This is a genomic window from Caldanaerovirga acetigignens, from assembly GCF_900142995.1.
In the GTDB taxonomy this organism is placed as follows: Bacteria; Bacillota; Thermosediminibacteria; order Thermosediminibacterales; family Thermosediminibacteraceae; genus Fervidicola; species Fervidicola acetigignens.
The window spans coordinates 1-19,390 of record NZ_FRCR01000002.1 but is presented as its reverse complement, the minus strand read 5'-3'; the positions used below and the strand labels follow the sequence as shown (position 1 = coordinate 19,390).

The 19,390-nt window shown below is 47.0% G+C and carries 13 protein-coding genes and 1 rRNA gene; 12 read left to right on the top strand and 2 right to left on the bottom strand.

Annotated features, from left to right (window positions below):
* The first annotated feature begins 26 nt into the window (after nucleotides 1–26).
* The 6 genes from BUB66_RS01655 to BUB66_RS01630 all read left to right on the top strand — a co-directional run bounded on the left by BUB66_RS01655 (nucleotide 27) and on the right by BUB66_RS01630 (nucleotide 5,495).
* Nucleotides 27–566: an FmdE family protein gene (locus BUB66_RS01655; protein WP_425291862.1), complete on the top strand. Its 540-nt coding sequence runs from the start codon at nucleotides 27–29 to the stop codon at nucleotides 564–566.
* 139 nt (nucleotides 567–705) lie between these two features.
* Nucleotides 706–2,412, top strand: a complete 1,707-nt coding sequence (argS, locus tag BUB66_RS01650; protein WP_073254194.1) for an arginine--tRNA ligase — start codon at nucleotides 706–708, stop codon at nucleotides 2,410–2,412.
* Nucleotides 2,413–2,454: 42 nt separating this feature from the next.
* On the top strand, nucleotides 2,455–2,625 hold the full coding sequence (locus BUB66_RS12115) for a hypothetical protein (protein ID WP_159431491.1): 171 nt from the start codon (nucleotides 2,455–2,457) through the stop codon (nucleotides 2,623–2,625).
* Complete coding sequence (locus BUB66_RS01640; protein ID WP_073253696.1) at nucleotides 2,586–2,924, top strand: helix-turn-helix domain-containing protein; 339 nt, start codon at nucleotides 2,586–2,588, stop codon at nucleotides 2,922–2,924. Before BUB66_RS12115 ends, BUB66_RS01640 begins: the two co-directional genes overlap by 40 nt.
* A 176-nt stretch (nucleotides 2,925–3,100) precedes the next feature.
* Entirely contained in the window at nucleotides 3,101–3,742 is a 642-nt protein-coding gene (locus BUB66_RS01635) for an MBL fold metallo-hydrolase (protein ID WP_073253693.1), read from the top strand.
* A gap of 136 nt (nucleotides 3,743–3,878) precedes the next feature.
* Nucleotides 3,879–5,495 carry a CTP synthase gene (locus BUB66_RS01630; RefSeq protein WP_073253691.1) on the top strand — a complete coding sequence of 539 codons (1,617 nt, stop codon included), beginning with the start codon at nucleotides 3,879–3,881 and terminating at the stop codon, nucleotides 5,493–5,495.
* Nucleotides 5,496–5,617: 122 nt separating this feature from the next.
* Here the strand turns inward: BUB66_RS01630 and BUB66_RS01625 are convergent, their stop codons facing one another.
* Nucleotides 5,618–6,046: an exoribonuclease R gene (locus BUB66_RS01625; protein ID WP_073253688.1), complete on the bottom strand. Its 429-nt coding sequence runs from the start codon at nucleotides 6,044–6,046 to the stop codon at nucleotides 5,618–5,620.
* Between the two features lie 147 nt (nucleotides 6,047–6,193).
* Between BUB66_RS01625 and BUB66_RS01620 the strand changes: the two genes are divergently transcribed.
* The 3 genes from BUB66_RS01620 to BUB66_RS01605 all read left to right on the top strand — a co-directional run bounded on the left by BUB66_RS01620 (nucleotide 6,194) and on the right by BUB66_RS01605 (nucleotide 15,843).
* Nucleotides 6,194–8,572, top strand: a complete 2,379-nt coding sequence (locus BUB66_RS01620) for a Lon protease family protein (RefSeq protein WP_073253685.1) — start codon at nucleotides 6,194–6,196, stop codon at nucleotides 8,570–8,572.
* A gap of 434 nt (nucleotides 8,573–9,006) precedes the next feature.
* Complete coding sequence (locus tag BUB66_RS01615) at nucleotides 9,007–11,724, top strand: S-layer homology domain-containing protein (protein WP_073253682.1); 2,718 nt, start codon at nucleotides 9,007–9,009, stop codon at nucleotides 11,722–11,724.
* 810 nt (nucleotides 11,725–12,534) lie between these two features.
* Complete coding sequence (locus BUB66_RS01605) at nucleotides 12,535–15,843, top strand: M6 family metalloprotease domain-containing protein (RefSeq protein WP_073253677.1); 3,309 nt, start codon at nucleotides 12,535–12,537, stop codon at nucleotides 15,841–15,843.
* 41 nt (nucleotides 15,844–15,884) lie between these two features.
* Here BUB66_RS01605 and BUB66_RS01600 read toward each other — a convergent pair whose 3' ends face one another.
* Nucleotides 15,885–16,592: a B3/B4 domain-containing protein gene (locus BUB66_RS01600; protein WP_073253674.1), complete on the bottom strand. Its 708-nt coding sequence runs from the start codon at nucleotides 16,590–16,592 to the stop codon at nucleotides 15,885–15,887.
* A gap of 157 nt (nucleotides 16,593–16,749) precedes the next feature.
* On the opposite strand from BUB66_RS01600, the gene BUB66_RS01595 reads away from it, so the two are divergent.
* From BUB66_RS01595 to BUB66_RS01585, 3 genes are all read left to right on the top strand, one after another.
* Nucleotides 16,750–17,931, top strand: a complete 1,182-nt coding sequence (locus tag BUB66_RS01595) for an MFS transporter (RefSeq protein ID WP_073253671.1) — start codon at nucleotides 16,750–16,752, stop codon at nucleotides 17,929–17,931.
* 144 nt (nucleotides 17,932–18,075) lie between these two features.
* Nucleotides 18,076–18,510 (top strand): MFS transporter, encoded by a 435-nt coding sequence (locus BUB66_RS01590; RefSeq protein ID WP_073253667.1) that lies wholly within the window; start codon nucleotides 18,076–18,078, stop codon nucleotides 18,508–18,510.
* Between the two features lie 463 nt (nucleotides 18,511–18,973).
* Nucleotides 18,974–19,390, top strand: a 16S ribosomal RNA gene (locus tag BUB66_RS01585); the annotation flags it as partial.

Sequence of the window (19,390 nt, the reverse complement as noted above, 5' to 3'; positions counted from 1 at the left end):
ACGTGGGGGTGGAGTGCGCGGTGGAAATATACTTGAATAAGGATGACTGGAAGAAATGTGTAGAGTTTCACGGTCACGTCTGCCCAGGCCTTGCCATTGGGTACAGGGCCTGCGAGGCTTTGAGGGAAAAGCTAGGGGCAGGCTTTTCGAAAGACGAAGAACTGGTGTGCGTCACGGAAAACGACGCCTGCGGCGTCGACGCCGTGCAGGTACTTACCGGATGTACTTTTGGAAAGGGCAACCTGATATACAGGGGGACAGGCAAGATGGCTTTCAGCTTTTTCAAAAGGGATACGGGTGAGAGCATACGTATAATATATAGTCCAAAAGAAAATTTTGAGGACCGGCAAAAGAGGCTGGAGCACATTTTGATTTCCCCTCTTGAAGATTTATTCTTGTTTAAAAAACCAAATTTCCCCCTGCCAGAAAGGGCCAGGATCTTTACGACGATAATTTGCGAAATGTGCGGCGAAGGTGCGCCGGAACATAAAATACGTCTTATGGATGGCAAAAAGGTATGTCTCGACTGCTTCGGGGACTATACAAGGCAGATGTTATTTTTATAAAAGTGAAGTGAAATGCCCTCTCACTGCATATTATGATTGGTGAGGGGGCACCTTTTTATTGCATAAAATAAAGCAAAAATATATAATAGTAGTATGCAGCAGGGCAAATAACTATTCTGACAATTTTGGGAGGATTTTTATGAAAGATGTTAAGGCCAAGATAAAGGGCAAGATAAAAGAAATTACGATAGATGCGCTGAGGAAAGCCATCGAAGAAGGGGCCGTCAACCTTTCCCAAATTCCCGAATTTACCGTCGAGGTGCCTCAGGCAAAAGAGCATGGAGACTTTGCAGTGAATGTGGCCATGCTTGCGGCAAGGGAGGCCAAAAAGCCTCCTAGGGAGATTGCGAACATAATAGTGGAGAGAATGGAAATCGCCGGTTCAGGCGTGGAAAAGGTGGAAGTGGCCGGGCCGGGTTTTATAAATTTTCACCTCGAGCCTACTTGGGCCCATGAGGTAATCCGAATTATCCTGGAGGAAGGAGAAAATTATGGGCGCATAGACCTCGGAAAAAGGAAAAAGGTGCAGGTGGAGTTTGTGAGTGCCAACCCCACGGGGCCGATGCATATAGGGAATGCCCGGGGTGCAGCCCTTGGGGATGCCCTGGCATCGCTGCTGGAAATGGCGGGATACGACGTTACCAGGGAGTTTTACATAAACGACGCCGGAAACCAAATAGAAAATTTTGGCCTTTCCCTGGAAGCGAGGTACCTTGAGCTTTTGGGCTATGAAAGCCAGATTCCCGAAGGGGGGTACCACGGCGAGGACATAAAAGACCACGCCAGGGAGATCATCGAAAAAGAAGGGGACCGATTCCTTTCGGTAGACCCCGCCGAAAGGAGGGCCTATTTTGTAGAGTTTGCTTTAAAGAGGAACGTCGAGAGGATGAAAAAGGACCTGGAAGACTTCGGGGTGCACTTCGACGTTTGGTTTTCGGAAAAAAGCCTGCACGAAAGCGGGAAGGTAAAAAAGACGATAGAGCTCCTCACCCAAAGGGGATATACTTACGAAAAGGACGGAGCCCTCTGGTTCAAGGCGACGGAATTCGGCGTTCCGAAAGATGAAGTTTTGATAAGGCAAAACGGAGTGCCGACCTATTTTGCCGCCGATATAGCCTACCACAAGGATAAATTCGACCGGGGCTTCGAATGGGTCATAGACATCTGGGGGGCCGACCACCACGGACACGTCCCCAGGGTAAAAGGGGCCCTGGCGGCCTTAGGATACGACCCGGATAAGCTCACCATAATTATAATGCAACTTGTGCGCCTTTTCAGGAACGGCGAGATTGCCCGCATGTCAAAGCGCACTGGCCGGGCGGTGACGCTCGCGGACCTGGTTGAAGAGGTGGGGAAAGACGCCGCGAGGTTTTTCTTCAACATGAGGGGGGCCGACACGCACCTGGACTTTGACCTGGACCTGGCGGTGAAGCAGTCGGAGGAAAACCCGGTTTACTACGTGCAGTATGCTCATGCCCGTATAGCCAGCATCATAAGGCAGGCAAAAGAGCAGGATGTAAAAGTGCCTGAGGGCAGTGACATTTCGCCACGTGAAACGGAAAGGCTTTTTTCGATGCTCACTCACGAAACCGAAATAGAGCTTGTAAAAAAACTTGCGGACTTTCCGGAGACCATAAAGGTTGCTGCCACCACCCTTTCCCCTTACCGCATTGCCAGTTATACCCTCGAACTTTCTGCGGCATTCCATTCTTTTTACAACGTCTGCCGCGTGCTGACCGGCGACGAAGACTTAACTAAAGCCCGGCTGATGCTGGTAAAAGCCGTAAAGCAGGTCTTGCAAAACGCCTTTAAGATTTTAGGGATTTCAGCCCCCGAGCGGATGTAATTTCTATTGCTAAAAGGCAAGGGCTTGAAAGGCGGAATCCCGATGAGTGAAAGCAATGCCAGTGAAATCCTGAAGGCGCTGTTTGAACTTTTGCTTTCCCACGTGGAGGAAGGGGTCCACACCCTGCCGGTTAAAGTAGGTGGCAGGGTTATGGGCGCTGTTGAAAGGAAGTCATGGATATTTTCATGGAATACCCTTGGCCGGGAAACGTGAGGGAACTTGAAAATGCGATAGAAGGTGCGCTGGTGGTGATGGATGGAGACGAAATAAGGCCCGAACACCTTCCGCTGCAGATTAGAGCTTACTTTTTGCCGAAAAAAGGCACTATTTTGTCCGATGAGCGGCTCAATCTAAACGAAGCACTGGAAAAGGTGGAATCCGAGCTCATCAAAAAGGCCATCAGGGAATCGGAGGGCAACGTCACCAGGGCAGCGAGAATGCTCGGCATTCCGAGGCAGACCCTGCAGTATAAATTGAGAAAGCTAAAGGGTGATGGCATTACCAAGAATTAACTTAAAAGGAAATGGTTAAAATAAAAAAGCCAAGCAGGAATTTTGCGTTTTTCCAAGAATATATTATTAAAGTATGGAGGTTTTAAGATTTTTGCATCGAGAAAAACGAAGAAGATGAAAATAAAGCACTTTTCTCAAGGTTTGCCCAAGCCTTGAAAGAAAGGGAGGTTTTTGTTGTGAAAATTCGATGGTTCGGCCATGCGTGCTTCCTTCTTGAGTCCCAGATAGGGACAAAAATAGTGACCGATCCTTTCGACGGAAGCGTGGGTTACAAGATACCCAAGGTGGAGGCCGACGTTGTAACGGTAAGCCATGACCATTACGACCACAACTACGTGGAGGCCGTGCAGGGAGACCCGACCATTATAAAGGCTCCGGGAGTATATAACACCTGCGGGGTCAGCATAAAAGGCGTCTCGTCGTACCACGATGAGGCCAAAGGAGCAAAGAGAGGCCCAAACATAATTTTTGTGTTCGAGATGGACGGCATAAGGATTTGCCACGTGGGAGATTTGGGACACCTCCTCACCAAGCATCAGGAAGAGGAAATAGGGAAGATCGACGTGCTGCTTTTGCCGGTAGGCGGGACGTTCACGCTGGATGCCGAAGGGGCCGTTGCGGTCATGGAGCAGCTTTTGCCCAAAGTAGTGATACCCATGCATTTCAAGACTCCTGCGGTGAGTATGCCGATAGATCCGGTTGAAAAATTTTTGGAAAAAGTGGGCGGCGGGGAATTTCTGGAGAGCAACACTCTCGAGATAACCGAAAAAGACTTAAAGCAAGAAGGAAGGAGAATTGTTGTCTTAAAGTACGAATAGGAGACAAAAAGCAGTGGCGATGCCTTCACCGCTGCTTTTTATTTGCGAGACGGATATTGACAATTGTTTTTTAAAATGCCTAGAATAAAATGTATGGCCTTTTTTATGTACGGAATTTCCTCAAGGAGGACTCGGGATGCATACCAAGTTTATATTCATAACGGGAGGAGTAGTCTCTTCGCTGGGCAAGGGCATCACGGCGGCATCACTGGGTAGGCTTTTGAAGAGCCGGGGGCTGTCGGTCTTCATGCAGAAATTTGACCCTTATATAAACGTGGACCCTGGTACCATGAGCCCGTATCAGCACGGAGAAGTATTCGTGACTGAGGACGGCGCAGAAACAGATTTAGACCTGGGGCACTACGAGAGATTTATAGATATCAACCTCACGCGAGACAGCAACGTTACGACCGGCCAGATTTACTGGTCTGTAATAACTAAGGAAAGGCGGGGGGATTACCTGGGGGCTACGGTACAGGTGATACCCCACATCACCAACGAGATAAAAGAGCGCATTACCCGAATCGCCCGCTTGTCTTCCCCAGATGTGGTGATAACCGAAATAGGAGGAACTGTCGGCGATATCGAAAGCCTTCCTTTTTTAGAGGCGATAAGGCAGCTCAAGGTCGACGTGGGGAAGGACAACGTGCTTTACATCCACGTCACATTGGTTCCATACCTCGGAAGCGCAGGGGAGCTCAAGACCAAACCCACCCAGCACAGCGTAAAAGAACTCCGGAGCATTGGCATACAGCCCGACATAATTGTCTGCCGCACCGAAAAGCGACTGCCCCGGGAGCTGAAGGAAAAAATAGCCCTCTTTTGCAATGTAGAACCAGAGGCGGTCATTCAAAACTACGATGTAAAGAGCATCTACGAAGTACCGCTCGTTTTGAAAAAGGAAGGCCTCGACGAAGTGGTGGCGAAAAAACTCGGCTTCGACGGCAGGAAGGCTGACCTTTCGGAATGGGAGGCCATGGTGGAAAAGGTCAAAAATCCTTCAAATAAAGTCACCATAGCCCTGGTCGGTAAGTACGTGGAGCTCCACGACGCTTACCTGAGCGTGGCCGAAGCCCTGTGCCACGGAGGCATTGCCAACGACGCCCGCGTAGACATAAAGTGGGTTCATTCCGAAGAGCTTGAATCTGGCGGGGTAAAAATCGAGGAGGCTTTATCAGATGTAGACGGCATCCTCGTGCCAGGAGGCTTCGGGGACCGGGGTATAGAAGGCAAAATAAAGGCGATAAGATATGCCCGGGAAAATAAAGTACCCTTTTTCGGCATCTGCCTCGGGATGCAGTGTGCGGTCATAGAATATGCCCGCAACGTCTGCGGCCTTGAAGGAGCTCACAGCACAGAATTCAAACCGTCCACACCCCATCCCGTCATTGACCTTTTGCCGGAACAAAAGGATGTGAAGGAAAAAGGCGGAACTATGCGACTTGGCCGGTATCCGTGCCGCCTCGTGCCCGGCACCAAGGCTAGGGAAGCCTACGGCGAAGAAATGATAGATGAACGCCACCGGCACCGCTACGAATTCAACAACGATTACAGGGATACCCTCGAAAAATTCGGAATGGTGATTGCCGGGCAGTCCCCTGACGGCAGGCTCGTCGAGATAATCGAGATAAAAGACCACCCCTGGTTCGTGGGGGTGCAGTTTCACCCGGAATTCAAATCCCGGCCCAACAGGCCCCATCCCCTTTTCCGGGATTTCGTAAAAGCCGCCCTGAAGCACAAGGAGAGCAAATGATAAGGCTGGAGTGCAAAATCCAGCCTTTTTTATATTTTTCATAGTCCTTTCCAAAATTCTTCTTAATATTTTTTACCATCACCCAACCGTCTTTTTCGCAATATCTTTTTAAGTCTCGAAATTTAGGAGGCATAACTAAATTTTAATAAAGCTTTTATCTCGTCATCGGAATCACAGAGCATCAACCGGAGTACATACGGAAAATGAGATTTGCGGTTGGGTGAGTTGATAAAAAGTTGGGACCTTTCCAGGTACTCTTTGGCGTAATCTATTAATTCTTTTATCAATTCCTCCAATGCACTTTCCATGTTGGGAGCGTTGACGGCAATTTCAAGGGTGTCCATTGAGAGAGTAATGGTTCCGTCTTTCTCCCGATAAATTTCTACTTTGAATTCCGCAGGTAAGTAGTCCCTTAAAAGGTCCTTTCTCAGCATTAATATTTCCTGATCTTTTCTTCTTTTGATTATGGCCGGCTTCAGCTCGTTATAAACTGTATTAAAAACTTTTGAAAAATCGTTTTTTGCCTCCGTAAACCCGTATTCGTTGATCATAAGATCATCTCCTCGAGTTCATGATAGCATACATACATGTTAAAGACAATCCAAAAAAGATGCATTGAACAAAATCTCCCAAAAGTTTATATTATAATTATAAATGCTCGTGCCCGATAAATTTTAAATGGAAAGCGAGGGATACCCGTGCTCAAGGAACTTTCGGCTCAAGAACTTTGCGAAACCTGCGACCCGTCGGTCTTCAATTTTCTTTCCACGGAAGAACTCGAGCCCCTTTCCGGCATAATAGGCCAGGAAAGGGCCGTCCGGTCCATGGAGTTCGGGCTCAGGATAGAAAAAAAGGGATACAACATATTCGTGGTGGGGCCTAAAGGCACCGGCAAGACTACTTATGCGAGGAGCGCGGTCTCGAAAATCGCGAAGGAAAAACCTGTCCCCGACGACATATTGTACGTATATAACTTCTTAAAGCCCGAAAAGCCAAAAGCTATATTCCTTCCTGCAGGCAAGGGTTCGGAATTCGCAAAGGACATGGAAAAGCTTATAGAGGAACTGCGGCGGGAAATTGCTCGGGCCTTTGACGACGAAAAGTTCGAAAACCAGCGGCAGGAGCTGGTAGAAAAATACCAGAAGATGTCGGTAGAGCTCTTTGAAAAGCTTGAAAAACTCGCAAGAGAGGAAGGTCTTTCCATACAGCGCACGCCCCAGGGCTTCATAACGATACCATTAAAAGACGGAAAGCCCATGAGCCAGGAAGAATACGACGCGCTGACGGAGGAAGAAAGAAAAACCCTGGAAGAGAAAAGCCGCGCCGTGCAAAACAGGATTGACGAAACGATGAGGAAGATGAGGTCTCTTGACAGGAAGCTGAGGGAGGAGCTTTCGGAACTCGAAAAAAAGACGGCCCTTGCCGCCGTTGATCCGTACTTCGAGGAGATAACGGCCAAGTACGCAGAATTTGTAAGCATTATAGATTATCTAAAAGCCGTCAAAGACGACCTTATCAAAAACCTTCCGGCAATAAGGCAGGGCGATGCCCAAAAAGCCGAGCTCCAGGAGATAGCCGCCATCTCCGGCCATGCAAACCCGAAAGAAGACTTTTTCGTGCGCTACAGGGTGAACCTCTTTGTCGACAACAGGGCCACCGAAGGCGCACCGGTGATATTTGAAACCAATCCTACATATTATAATCTGTTCGGCAAGATTGAGGGAAGGGCCTTTTTCGGAACGGTAGTGACCGACTTTACCCTGATAAAAAGCGGAGCAATCCACAGGGCAAGGGGCGGGTACCTGGTGCTTCAGGCCGAGGACCTCTTTAAAGACCCATTCGCATGGGATACCTTAAAGCGCACCCTCAAAAACGGAGAGGCCAGGGTTGAAAACATCGGCGAGCAGTACCGCACGGTCCCGACGGTCACCCTAAAGCCCGAGCCCATACCAATCGACGTGAAGGTCATAATTATAGGCACTCCGTTTATTTACTACCTCCTGAACGAATTCGACGATGACTTCAGAAAACTCTTCAAGATAAAAGTCGACTTCGACGTAGAGATGGAAAGAAACGAAGAAAATATGAAAAATTACGCCTCGTTTATATGCAACATCTGCCGGGAGGAGAACCTGCTCCCCTTTGAGCCTTCGGCGGTGGCGAAGGTGATAGACTATAGCTCCCGCCTCGCCGGCGACAGGAAAAAGCTTTCCACGCGCTTTAACGAAATTGCGGAGATAATATACGAGGCCGGCGCCTGGGCGGCGATGGAAGGTGCTGAAAAGGTCTCGGCAAAACACGTGGAAAAGGCCATAGAAGAGAAGGTCTACCGTTCGAACATGATAGAGGAAAAACTGCTCTCCATGATAGAGCGGGGCGAGATAATAGTAGATACGGAAGGCAAGAAAGTGGGCCAGGTCAACGGCCTTTCGGTCATAGACATAGGAGACCACGTATTCGGCCAGCCCTCGCGCATAACGGCGAGGACTTTCCTCGGAGACGCCGGAGTCATAAACATCGAGCGGGAGGCAAAGCTCTCCGGCAAGATACACGACAAGGCTGTGATGATCCTTTCCGGGTATCTCGGGGAAAAGTATTCCAGGGAAATCCCCCTTTCTGTCACGGCCAGCATCACCTTCGAGCAAAACTACGGCGGTGTGGAAGGGGACAGCGCCACCTGTGCCGAGCTTTTAGCCCTGCTTTCCAGCATATCCGGGATACCTGTGCGCCAGGACCTTGCCGTAACGGGGTCACTTGACCAGCACGGCAACGTGCAGCCCGTCGGGGGAGTTACGGAAAAAGTTGAGGGCTTTTATCACGCCTGCCGCATAAAGGGACTCACGGGGACCCAGGGAGTTATAATACCTTCGAAAAACGTCGACAACCTCATGCTGAAAAGGGAAGTGGTGGAGAAAGTAAATGAAGGCAAATTCCACATCTACGCTGCCGAGACCATAGACGACGTCATCCAAGTGATGACGGGCCTGTCTCCGGAGGAATTCCACGGCAGGGTCATGGAATCCTTAAAGCTTATGGCCGAAAAGGCCAGGGAATTCTTCGACGGCGAGGGCAAGTGATTTTTTGGCAAAAATTTTTATAAGAGGAAGGAATTTAACGGGTTTTATCGAATATATATAACTACCGGGAAAGCTTGTATGCTACAGAAGTATTACCCGATTTTTACATTTATATTACAATTTTGCCAATTATATTGACGCTCCAAAAGACTGATGCTATAATAACCATAGAATTTGAACTTTGAAAACCTAATAATGAGCCTTGAGCTCATACTCAAATCCGATGACGGAAAGAAAGAAGGCTCATTATTTCAGGATAAATTTTCTAACCGTGACCTTGCGAATTGCACGCAATATCTTCCATAATGATATTGCGTGTGGCTGTCATAATGAAAAAAGGAATAAACCTTTTTAGATACCGAGAGGGGGGATACCAAGAGAATAAAAGCTTTTTAAATAAAAATAAAAGATAAAAAAATAAGGAGGATTTGGGTATGAAGCGATTCAAAAAGTCACTCGTGACCCTGCTCGTGCTGGTCTTCGTACTCAGCATCATGAGCACAGGGTTCGCGGCAGCGAAGTTCAGCGACGTGAAGGACGAAGACCTCTCCGATGCGCTCGCTAGACTCGTTGCACTCAAGATAATCGATGGTTACCCTGATGGAACATTCAAACCCAATAACAACATCACAAGAGCAGAATTCGCTAAAGTAGTCGTGACATCTCTCGGACTTGGCAATGCTGCTCAGTATGCTCAGGGAATGACCAAATTCAAGGATGTAACCGCAGCTCACTGGGCATCCGGCTACATAAAAGTAGCTTCCGATCTCGGCGTTGTGAACGGGTATCCCGATGGAACCTTCAAGCCCGAGAACAACGTAACCTACGCTGAAGCAATCACGATGATCGTAAGGGCTCTCGGCTATGAACCCAAAGCTCAGGCCCTCGGAGGATATCCGGGCGGATATCTTGCCATTGCTGCTGAAAAGGGCATAACCGACAAAGTTAATGTGGTAAGTACTCTTGCAGCGACTCGCGCTGATGTAGCAAAAATGGTGAATAACTCCCTTGATGTCAATCTGATGGAACAGACAGGGTTTGGTACTAACGTTACGTTCCAGGAAGTAGATAAGACATTACTAACAGCTAAACTGAATGTAAAAGAGTATAAAGATTACAGAGTCGTAGCCACGCCCAAAGTTGATAGCAAACTTGATAAAGATGAAATAAAGATAAAAAGTAAAGATGGTAGCATCAGCACATTTAAGGTGGGAGATTTCGTAAAAGCTGATGAACTTCTCGGCCTAAAGCTCACTGCTTGGGTTAAGGATGACAAGATTATTTTCGTAGATTATGACGAAGCTCAGGTCGTATTTGATATGGTGGCTGAAAATAGCGATGGCAAGGAAATCAGCTTGATCAAAGCAGATGATACTTATGACTTTGCTGAAGATGTAACAGTGTACGTGGATCATACGAAAGCTAAAGCTGCTGACCTGAAGGAAGGACAGTATGGTAGGTTTATACTTGAAAAAGGTGAAGTTGTATTTGTTGATGTTGTAACACCTGAAGTCGGTATGGACGGAATAATTGTAAAAGATGTCAGCACCAAGGATAAAACAATTACCTACATTTACGATAGTGATGAAGAAAGTGAGCTTGACCTTGCCGATGCCGACGCATACTACATCTACAAAGATGGCGAAGAAATTTCCCTCGATGATGTAAAAGAAGACGATGTTCTCTATGTGGCCAAGATTGACGACGAATACTATATCACTGTCGTGAGAGACAAGATTAAGGGCAAAATAGAAAAAGCTAAAGACGGCAGCATAACCGTTAATGGAAAGACGTACGATAAAGGTTTAGTGGCTACAGCCTCTCAGGATAATGATAAGACTGTAGTAGCCTATAATGCTGATGCAGTTAAGGATCTTATCGGTGAAACCGCGGTTGTACTCTTAGACATGAATGGTCAAGTAAGGCATGTCCGCGGCGATGTCCAAGAAACCTCCGATAAGATGTATGGTCTCGTAATAAAAGGGCAGGATTATTACGACACTATAAAGATATTCGTAAACGGTGAGACCAAGACTTATGAGGTCAAACGGGGCAGCTCTGATGTTCCCAATACTGAAAAGCTTGACAACTTAAAGGGCAAGATAGTTGAATTTACTCTCAATAAAGATGGCAAGATTAATTATCTGAATAACGTAACACCAACAACAGGGTACACTGGATATAGATTTGATGATGATTATAATGCGATTCTTAGCAGCAGCGGTAGTGTTTTGGCTTATGTAACTTCTTCTACGCAGATTGTAAGGGCAGAAGCATATAACAGTGGTGAATTTGATACTGATGATCTTGACGCTCTGAAATGGGACGATATTAAATCTAAGACTCCGGATATAAGCTCATCAATTTATGTAGTAACTAATTCGAAGAGAGAGGCAGTATTCGCAGTAATAATCGGCGATGCCTTTGCTGAAAACAAAGCTGGTATAGTAGTTGACAAGTATCGCACTGCAGATGGCTGGGTCGTAAAAGTAGACGTATTTGATGCGGGCGAAAAAGAATATGTCCTTGCCGGAACAACCGGTCTGAATGCAAACCTCAGCAAAGGTGATGTAATTGAATTTAAGCTGAATGCAGATGGTAAATTAGTAACTCAAAACTTATTATTCGATGCATCAAGCACTGCGACTTACAGCAACTTTGCTTCTGTGCCTGTGGTTGAAAATGTATATGCAAGAGATGGAAGATACATTACATTCGAAAATTCTGTTGGAAATCTGAGCGATTATCGGATAACTGACAAGACCGTCGTCTACAGGGTGAAATTCAAGGATGACGGAAAATATGATACAATAGAGAAAACCAGCTACACTAAGATAACAAAAGGTATGAAAGCAGTATATGTCGTTGGCGATGCCGGAACATTAAAAGTTATAGCCTACGCCGCAGCATCTACAGGCTCTACTTCTTCTGGTACACAAACCACGCTTCAAAAAATAAATGCTGCAGCAAATGCTGGCGAGATGCTAACCGAACTCAAAGCCCTAGGGTATGCACCTTTCGATGCACTTAGCGAACAACTAAAAGCAGTTGTTGCTTCAAGAGTATTCAATGCAAGACCCGCAAGTGGATTTGCTTCAATGAACGCTGTATATGCTCAAATCGACACTGAGATAGCTGGGCTAAACCAGTGAGGTAATCTTAAAGGAAGGAGCTAACCAATGCTCCTTCCTTTTTCATGTGCGCCCGGCATGGGGAAAGCTCTGGTGAATGTCCACTGCAGGCGAGGCAGCAAAGTCTCTCGCCAAAGGCAAGGGTGTCCACCGTGAGGGCGGGTACCCACCGCAGGTGGGTGCCGAAGGAAGCCGGAGGCGAGGCAACGGCCCGATGAACAAGAACCCGTTATGAGGCCAGACCGTTCGGATGAGCTGGCACAACACAGCGAAATCCAGGGCTGCCAAGGGCCGGTAGAGTATATGGGGCGGGCGCGGGGAATCTTTTGCTCTTATCTGAGTCAGCACCTCACGAAAATAAGTATTACCGGAGCCCCAGTCAAAGCTGGTAACCCGTGCCTAAAGAGGATGGCTATACAAGCATGGGAAGCTGCTAGTATAGAGAGAGTAACCGAACGCTAAGTGAAAGAAGTTAAAATACTTCGAGAGAAAAGCGAAATTGCCAGATTTTCATTAAAATATAACCCTGCCGGTTTTAAAATCTATCCCCGCGGGGTTTTTTAATGTGAAAAATAGGAACTAATTTGAAATAAATAAAAGGAGTAAAACCATATTACCTAAACGACGATGTACTTACCAGAACCCTAGATAACCTATACGATACAAACCCAAAGGTAGTCTTTCCACTCGTGCGCTTAAAGCCGTTATACACGAAAACGCTAAAAAATAATCAGTCAAGCCTCCAGACCTATTTCAAATAATTTTACATTATGATATATTGGAAATCAGTATATTAGAAAGATACAACAGTAGAAAGGATGGTTTGACAGCATGTTAAAACGTTCTGTTATTCCTCTCATACTTTTTCTATGCATTATTTTAAATTCGAGTGCTTCCTTTGCAACGCTGGCGGTGCCCGGTGGAGAAAGCTACCGGGTAAGTCTGAGGCACTATGTGCCGCCTAAACCCGGGGTTTATGATTTAAAGCTGAGGGGGCAGGGGTTCTTTTCAAGTAAGTCCGATCGGCTGCCTGTTATACCGACGGAAAAATCGGCTCCTGCCCCGGAGGGCCCCGTCACAGGGACACATAATGTGCTGGTACTGCGGGTCAATTTTCCCAGTGAGGATTTCGAGCAGGCTCACGATGATGTCTACTGGGAAGACTTGATATTCGGCAATGAAGAAAACAGCAAAAGCCTTTACAATTATCTAAGAGAAAATTCTTACGGCAAGTTTTTAATCGAGGGTGATGTGTACGATACAGTAATAACGGCAAATAATCCTATAACCTATTATGGGCAAAATTCGGGGAACCTCATTGATGTAAATGTAGGAGAGCTTATAGGAGAAGTCATCTCCAAAGCTGATCAAAATATTGATTTCTCTAAGTACGCAAACGAAGAAAAAGTTGTCGACCATCTCATTATAATCCACGCTGGTCCCGGCGAGGAGGCAGGTGGCGGCCCATACGGAGCCAATTCTATATGGTCCCATTACGGGAGGTTCGGAAGTCCGGTAACCGTGGACGGCGTTAAGATCGAAGATTACATAATTGTTCCCGATGACGGCCTTTTGGGCGTGCTTGCCCACGAGTTCGGCCATGACCTGGGATTGCCCGACCTTTACAGCACCGCAGATGGACTGCCGGTAGTAGGAATATGGGACGTCATGGATTACGGTGCCTGGGCGGGAGATCCTCCCGGAAGCTCACCCACTCACTTTTCCGCTTGGTCCAAGGCGTTGCTCGGTTGGGTTGAAGTCCAAAATATTAATTCCGACGGGACATTGACGGTAAAACCGGTTGAAAACAACTTTTCGGGTAGCGTATACAGACTCTGGACAGATGGGGATGTGAACTCTCAGGAGTACTTCCTCATCGAATACAGGAAAAAAACCGGCTTTGATTCGGCATTGCCGGGTGAAGGATTGTTGCTCTGGCACATCGACGACAGCATCGGGAGCATAGAAGAAAACGATGTAAATGCGGACTGGCAAAATCCCAGGGTCGCTTTGAGACAGGCCGATGGCAGGATTGATTTGGAGACAGGTTATAATACTGGCGATGCCGGAGACCCGTTTCCGGGAGAGTACAATAAGAGAGAATTCACTGCTTTTACCATTCCCGGTAGCTATTCAAGGAATGGTGAATTTACTTTTGTGGAATTAACCTGCATCAGTGATCCCGGCGATTCTATGACTGCTGACGTATACGTCAAAGCACAGGTTCCGGCCGGGGCGCCGGGCGAATTGGGAATTGGTCGTGAAAGATCAGGGATTGCTTTCTTCTGGCAACCCGTTCTTAAAGCTGAAGCTTTTGACCTGCAGATTGCTGGAGATATATATTTTAAAAACATTATTGTGGATGCTAAAGATATATACGGCACTTATTACATAACCGATAGCATTACAGAAAATGGGGTTTATTACTGGAAAGTTAAAGCAAAGAATTCTCTCGGTGTGGGCCCATGGTCAAAGATAAGCAGTTTTACAAACTCTACCGATGCTGCTTTTAAAAACCTTAACCTGTACCCGAATCCTTTTTCTCCCAAAGTGTCTGACAAAGTAATTATAACGTATACAATGACGGATAACGCTACGGTAGGCGTATTCGTATATAAAGGCGATGAAAAACTGGAAACTGTGCAAAACTGGGTATACGGCGAGGCAAATACGCTATACCAAATTGACTGGGAATCGCTTACTACTTATGATGATGGCAAATACACAGTATTACTCTCTGCGTATAATGAGCAGGGAAAATGGGAATTGGGTCTTGACTTGATTGTTGACCGCGTGGCGGAGCTTAAAGAGCTGAATGTGCCCAGTATCATTTCTTCGGAGACGCTAACGGTGAAGGGGAAATCTGAACCGGGAGCGATTGTTAAAATTTTTATATCCGGTGCCGAAGACATTGAAATAACGACTCCGACTACGGATGACGGTACCTTCGAAGCCCACCTAGCCCTCAGCAAAACAGGAGACTATTACGTCAGAGTAAACGCAATTGACTGGGCGGGAAATGAAAGTTATGCCGGACCATTTAAAGTAACCCGGATATCTTCCCCCAGGGACACCGGCGGTTCGGGCGGATCGGGAGGTACAGGGGGCACGGGCGGCTCCGGTGGCGGAGGTGGGGGAGGCGGTGCGACACCGGTCACAGAGGTACCCGGACTCCGCGTGGAACAGGAAGTCGCTCCCGATAAGGGCGGCAAGATTGAAGTTTATGGCGGGAACTTGGTCGTCGATGTACCTGCCGGTGCCGTCGAGGAAAAGCTGAAAATATGGGTGCAGATCGTAAAGGCTGCTGACAAACCCATCTCTGAAGGCCATGTGCCGTTCTCGAGCGTATTCAATTTCGGGCCAGAAGGCATTAAATTCAAAAAACCCGTGACCATCATTATGAAATACTCCGAAAAGGACATGAACGGCTTCCCGCCCGAAAAGCTGTCGATATTTACCTGGGATGAGAACCTGCATAAATGGGTAAGCCTTGGCGGCAGGGTTGATAAGGAAAAGCAGGAAGTATCTACTACTGTAAATCACTTTTCTCTCTACAGGTTGATGGGATACAGCCCCACCTTCGACGATATCCAGAACAGTTGGGCAAGGCATGAGATCGAGATGCTGGCTTCAAGAGAGATCGTCGACGGTGTGAGCCCGAACGCTTTCGCCCCCGGGAGGAACGTCACCAGGGCCGAGTTTATAAAGCTCCTTGTAAAAGGGCTTGGACTGGAGACGGACGTTTCCGGCGATTCTAGCTTCAAAGACGTAAAAGCCACCGACTGGTTCTACGCCAGCATAGAGACTGCCTACAGGTACGGTTTGGTCAGAGGTGATCAGGACAGCTTTTTCAACCCCGGAATGAACATGTCCCGGCAGGAGATGGCGGCTGTACTGGTCCGCGCCCTGGGGCTTGAGGAAGAGGCCGGCCTGATGTCCGATGTCGAGGTGGAGTCGCTGCTTGCCTTCAAAGACAGCAGTGAAATCTCGCCATGGGCGCGGAAGTACGTCGCGGCTGCCGTAAAGCACGGGCTCATGAAGGGCAATCCCGACGGCACTTTCAGGCCGAAGGATTTCACAAGGCGCGACCAGGCAGCGGTGGTGATCTTCAGGCTGCTTGAGCAAAAGGGTAGGATATAGATTGCAATAGAATGCCCGGCGGCAAAAAACCACCGGGCATCTTATTTAAGTATTTTCACCGAATGGTTGCCAGCGTGGAGGAAGAAAACTTCTGGTTCAACATTGAAAAATTTCCTGAAATATTCAGCCAGTTCATCTCTTGCCCTTAATACAGCGTCCTTGTTGTAATCTATAAAGCCGTCTATGGGGATAAAAATATCAGTGCTTTCTTCGGTTATTTTGCCTATTTCCGATTGGCGCCAAATCCACCGCCGGGTTTTTACCGTGCGGTCGTCGGCGTATACTAGCTCTCCTTCTTCGACGTACTCGGGCTTTGACTCGCCAAAGGGGATAAAAGGCTCTCCTCCCTTAGAAAAGCAAACCTTTAGGTTTCCCTCCACACATTTAAGGTCGTGGGCGCCCATGGGGAGGGTATGTTTTAATGATACGGCGTTGATGAGGTTTACGACGTTGTTGATGGAGGGAAGATTGTTCCCCTTTACCACCCGTGATGTCATGGATTCTACCGAGCATGGAAACTTGTTAGGGTTGATATTTACTTTTCTTAAAGCCTCCCTATAACAGAGGATGTCAGGATGTTCCTTTATGTTGATACCCTCAAATTTTTTTCTCGCAAGCTCGATGCTTTCTTCGAGGAGCTTTAGGATTTCCTCGTTTTTCCCGCGGTTGTTCACGCCTCTTGCTACAACCACGCCGAAACAGACATTGGGCAGCAGATCAAATACCCTATCTTCAATTAGGAATTCCATCGGTTTAGCCTCCCTTTTTGGCTATATTTTACCAGAAATGATGTGGAAAATGATGTGATTAATTCCGATAATTTAGTTTCAAAAATAGCATAAAGCAGAAAGAGGAATAAGGGAGATAATGGCGAAGATATAAAAACAAAAACAAGAGGTGCATAAGATGGGGCAGAATTTTTTGGATAAACCTTTAAAGCCACCGCTTTGGACAAAGGACTTCGTCCTGATTAGTATTGCCACTTTCATGTTCTGGGCGGCGTCCCACATAGTGATGCCGGTGCTGCCAAAGTACGCATTAAGTCTTGGGGCTGACGCCAGGTTAATAGGCTTGATCAATGGATTTTATACTGTGGCTGCACTGGCGATGAGGCCTGTGGTGGGGATGGAATGCGACAGGCGGGGGAGAAAGTTAGTTTTTATAGTGGGGCTTTTGGCCATATTGCTTTCGGCTGTGGGGTATTATTTTGCTGGGTCGGTTGTATTGCTCCTAGTCTTGAGGCTACTTCATGGCATGGGCTGGTCTGCGTGTTCTACGGCTTCTAACACAATAGCCGCAGACATAATCCCTGCCGAGAGAAAAGGCGAGGGCATGGGGTATTTCGGGATATTCCAGACCATCGCCCAGGCCGGGGCGCCTGCTTTGGCCTTGAGCCTCCTTGCGTCTTTCGGATTTGGCCCTATATTTTTGGCTTCGATTTCTTTTGCAACTTTAGGCCTTATAATGGGGGGAATATTGAAGACGCAAAATGAGCTTGGATTGAATAAAAAAGGAGTGAGGCCTGCCTTTTTTGAAAAGAGGGCACTCGACGTAGCTTTTTTGATGTTTTTCCTCGCCTTTACCTATAGCGGTATAGTTTCCTATATAGCCCTCTGCGGTGAAGAAAAAGGTATAGCGAACATGAGCCCTTTTTTCCTGGCGTATGCCCTTGGCATTATAGCCTCAAGGCTTTGTGTTGGCAAATACTATGATACGAGAGGGCCGCATCTAATAATCCTGTGGAGCTTTATACTCCTTGTTTTATCCGATTTAATGCTTGCAATATCTTCATCGGTTTTTGCTTTTTCAATTGGTGGCGCGGTCTTTGGCATAGGCTACGGAGCCCTGCAGCCGACCTTGCTTGCCATGGCTGTTAGGGACATAGAGGCAGAGAGGCGGGGTGCTGTAAACGGTACTGTAATGGGAGCTTTTGATATAGGAGTAGGGGCAGGGGCGTTGATTTTGGGATATGCGGCAAGCTACATGGGATATTCTGGTATATATTTTGTTTCGGCCATCGCGCCGTTTTTAGGCCTTCTAGCATATATGGCGGACAGAGTTATAAATAAATATAGTAAAAACAACTAAGAGAATACTTTATTAGCATTAAACGCTTACGCTTTTTTTATCATCATTCACAACCAATATTGTATCATTTACAATCACTTATGGATGCATTAGCGGTGCAGGCGTTGGGATCGCGTATGGTGTCCCACTATCTGTTGTTGCAAAATGGTTCCCGGAAAAGAAAGGCCTTGCGGTAGGATTAGTATTAATTGGATTGGGTGGTTAACTGATCGATATACTCCTGCAAAAGCAATGCTTTTCTCGTATGGACTTATTTTATTATCTTCAATCTTGTTAATTGCTTTTGGGGATGATAACCCATTTATATATACAGTCTCGTTTGCGATTTTTTGGTTTAATCTTGGAGGTTGGCTTGCAATAGCGCCAACATCGACTTTAAAATTGTTTGGATTAAAAAACTATAGTCAAAATTATGGTTTAGTTTTTACTGCGTATGGTTTGGGCGCAATTACTGGAGTTTTAAAATCGGGATTGCTACTTGATTATTTTGGCAATTATTACAATGTATTCTATTACGTAATAGCGTTATGCGTCTTAGGCGTAATTATTACGATCAAGTATATGGAATCTTCTCCTTGAGGAACTAGAGAATTCATATAATGTAATTCTTAAGAAAAGTTCTATTGCTCTAGGTATTAAAACTTTAACAAACAAAGCTAAGAATTGTATAAAAGCATTAAACAAGATTGTATAGATGAGTAAAAAAGAGTTAACTTGGTATTATCTGCGATAAATGCGAATAAAAATGGACAAGGCTGTTTGAAAACGGACAATGGTCTGTGGTATATTATAAAAGCGTCCGGCGGGAAAGCGCCGGACGGAAACGAGTAGAAAGTTGACAAGAGGAATTTTACAGTGTATAATAAAGAGCTGTCGGCGGAAAAGCTGAAGATGAGGTGGTTGACAAGAAGAGCAAAAGATGATACAATAGAATTCCGCCGAAGAGATGAACCTTGAGAACTGAACAGTGCCACGCCTGAGAGTTTCAATCTAGAAGGTGTGTAGGAAAAGCGAGCGAAGAGCTTGCTTTGGGAATTAAATTTAACCTGAGAGTTTGATCCTGGCTCAGGACGAACGCTGGCGGCGTGCCTAACACATGCAAGTCGAGCGGGGGATGCTGAAAGCTTTGCTGGAAGCATCCTTAGCGGCGGACGGGTGAGTAACACGTAGGCAACCTACCCACCACACGGGGATAGCCCTGGGAAACCGGGGGTAATACCCGATGACTTTGCTAGCCGCATGGTTAGTAAAGAAAGCTGCCTTTTAGGTGGCGGTGGTGGATGGGCCTGCGGCCCATCAGCTAGTTGGTGAGGTAACGGCTCACCAAGGCGACGACGGGTAGCCGGCCTGAGAGGGTGTACGGCCACACTGGGACTGGGACACGGCCCAGACTCCTACGGGAGGCAGCAGTGGGGAATTTTGGGCAATGGGGGGAACCCTGACCCAGCGACGCCGCGTG

Coding starts and splice junctions, on each gene's coding strand:
- argS (WP_073254194.1), top strand. CDS start 706: ATGAAAGATGTTAAGGCCAAGATAAAGGGCAAGATAAAAGAAATTACG.
- BUB66_RS12115 (WP_159431491.1), top strand. CDS start 2,455: ATGAGTGAAAGCAATGCCAGTGAAATCCTGAAGGCGCTGTTTGAACTT.
- BUB66_RS01640 (WP_073253696.1), top strand. CDS start 2,586: ATGGATATTTTCATGGAATACCCTTGGCCGGGAAACGTGAGGGAACTT.
- BUB66_RS01630 (WP_073253691.1), top strand. CDS start 3,879: ATGCATACCAAGTTTATATTCATAACGGGAGGAGTAGTCTCTTCGCTG.
- BUB66_RS01625 (WP_073253688.1), bottom strand. CDS start 6,046: ATGATCAACGAATACGGGTTTACGGAGGCAAAAAACGATTTTTCAAAA.
- BUB66_RS01615 (WP_073253682.1), top strand. CDS start 9,007: ATGAAGCGATTCAAAAAGTCACTCGTGACCCTGCTCGTGCTGGTCTTC.
- BUB66_RS01605 (WP_073253677.1), top strand. CDS start 12,535: ATGTTAAAACGTTCTGTTATTCCTCTCATACTTTTTCTATGCATTATT.
- BUB66_RS01600 (WP_073253674.1), bottom strand. CDS start 16,592: ATGGAATTCCTAATTGAAGATAGGGTATTTGATCTGCTGCCCAATGTC.
- BUB66_RS01595 (WP_073253671.1), top strand. CDS start 16,750: ATGGGGCAGAATTTTTTGGATAAACCTTTAAAGCCACCGCTTTGGACA.
- BUB66_RS01590 (WP_073253667.1), top strand. CDS start 18,076: ATGGTTCCCGGAAAAGAAAGGCCTTGCGGTAGGATTAGTATTAATTGG.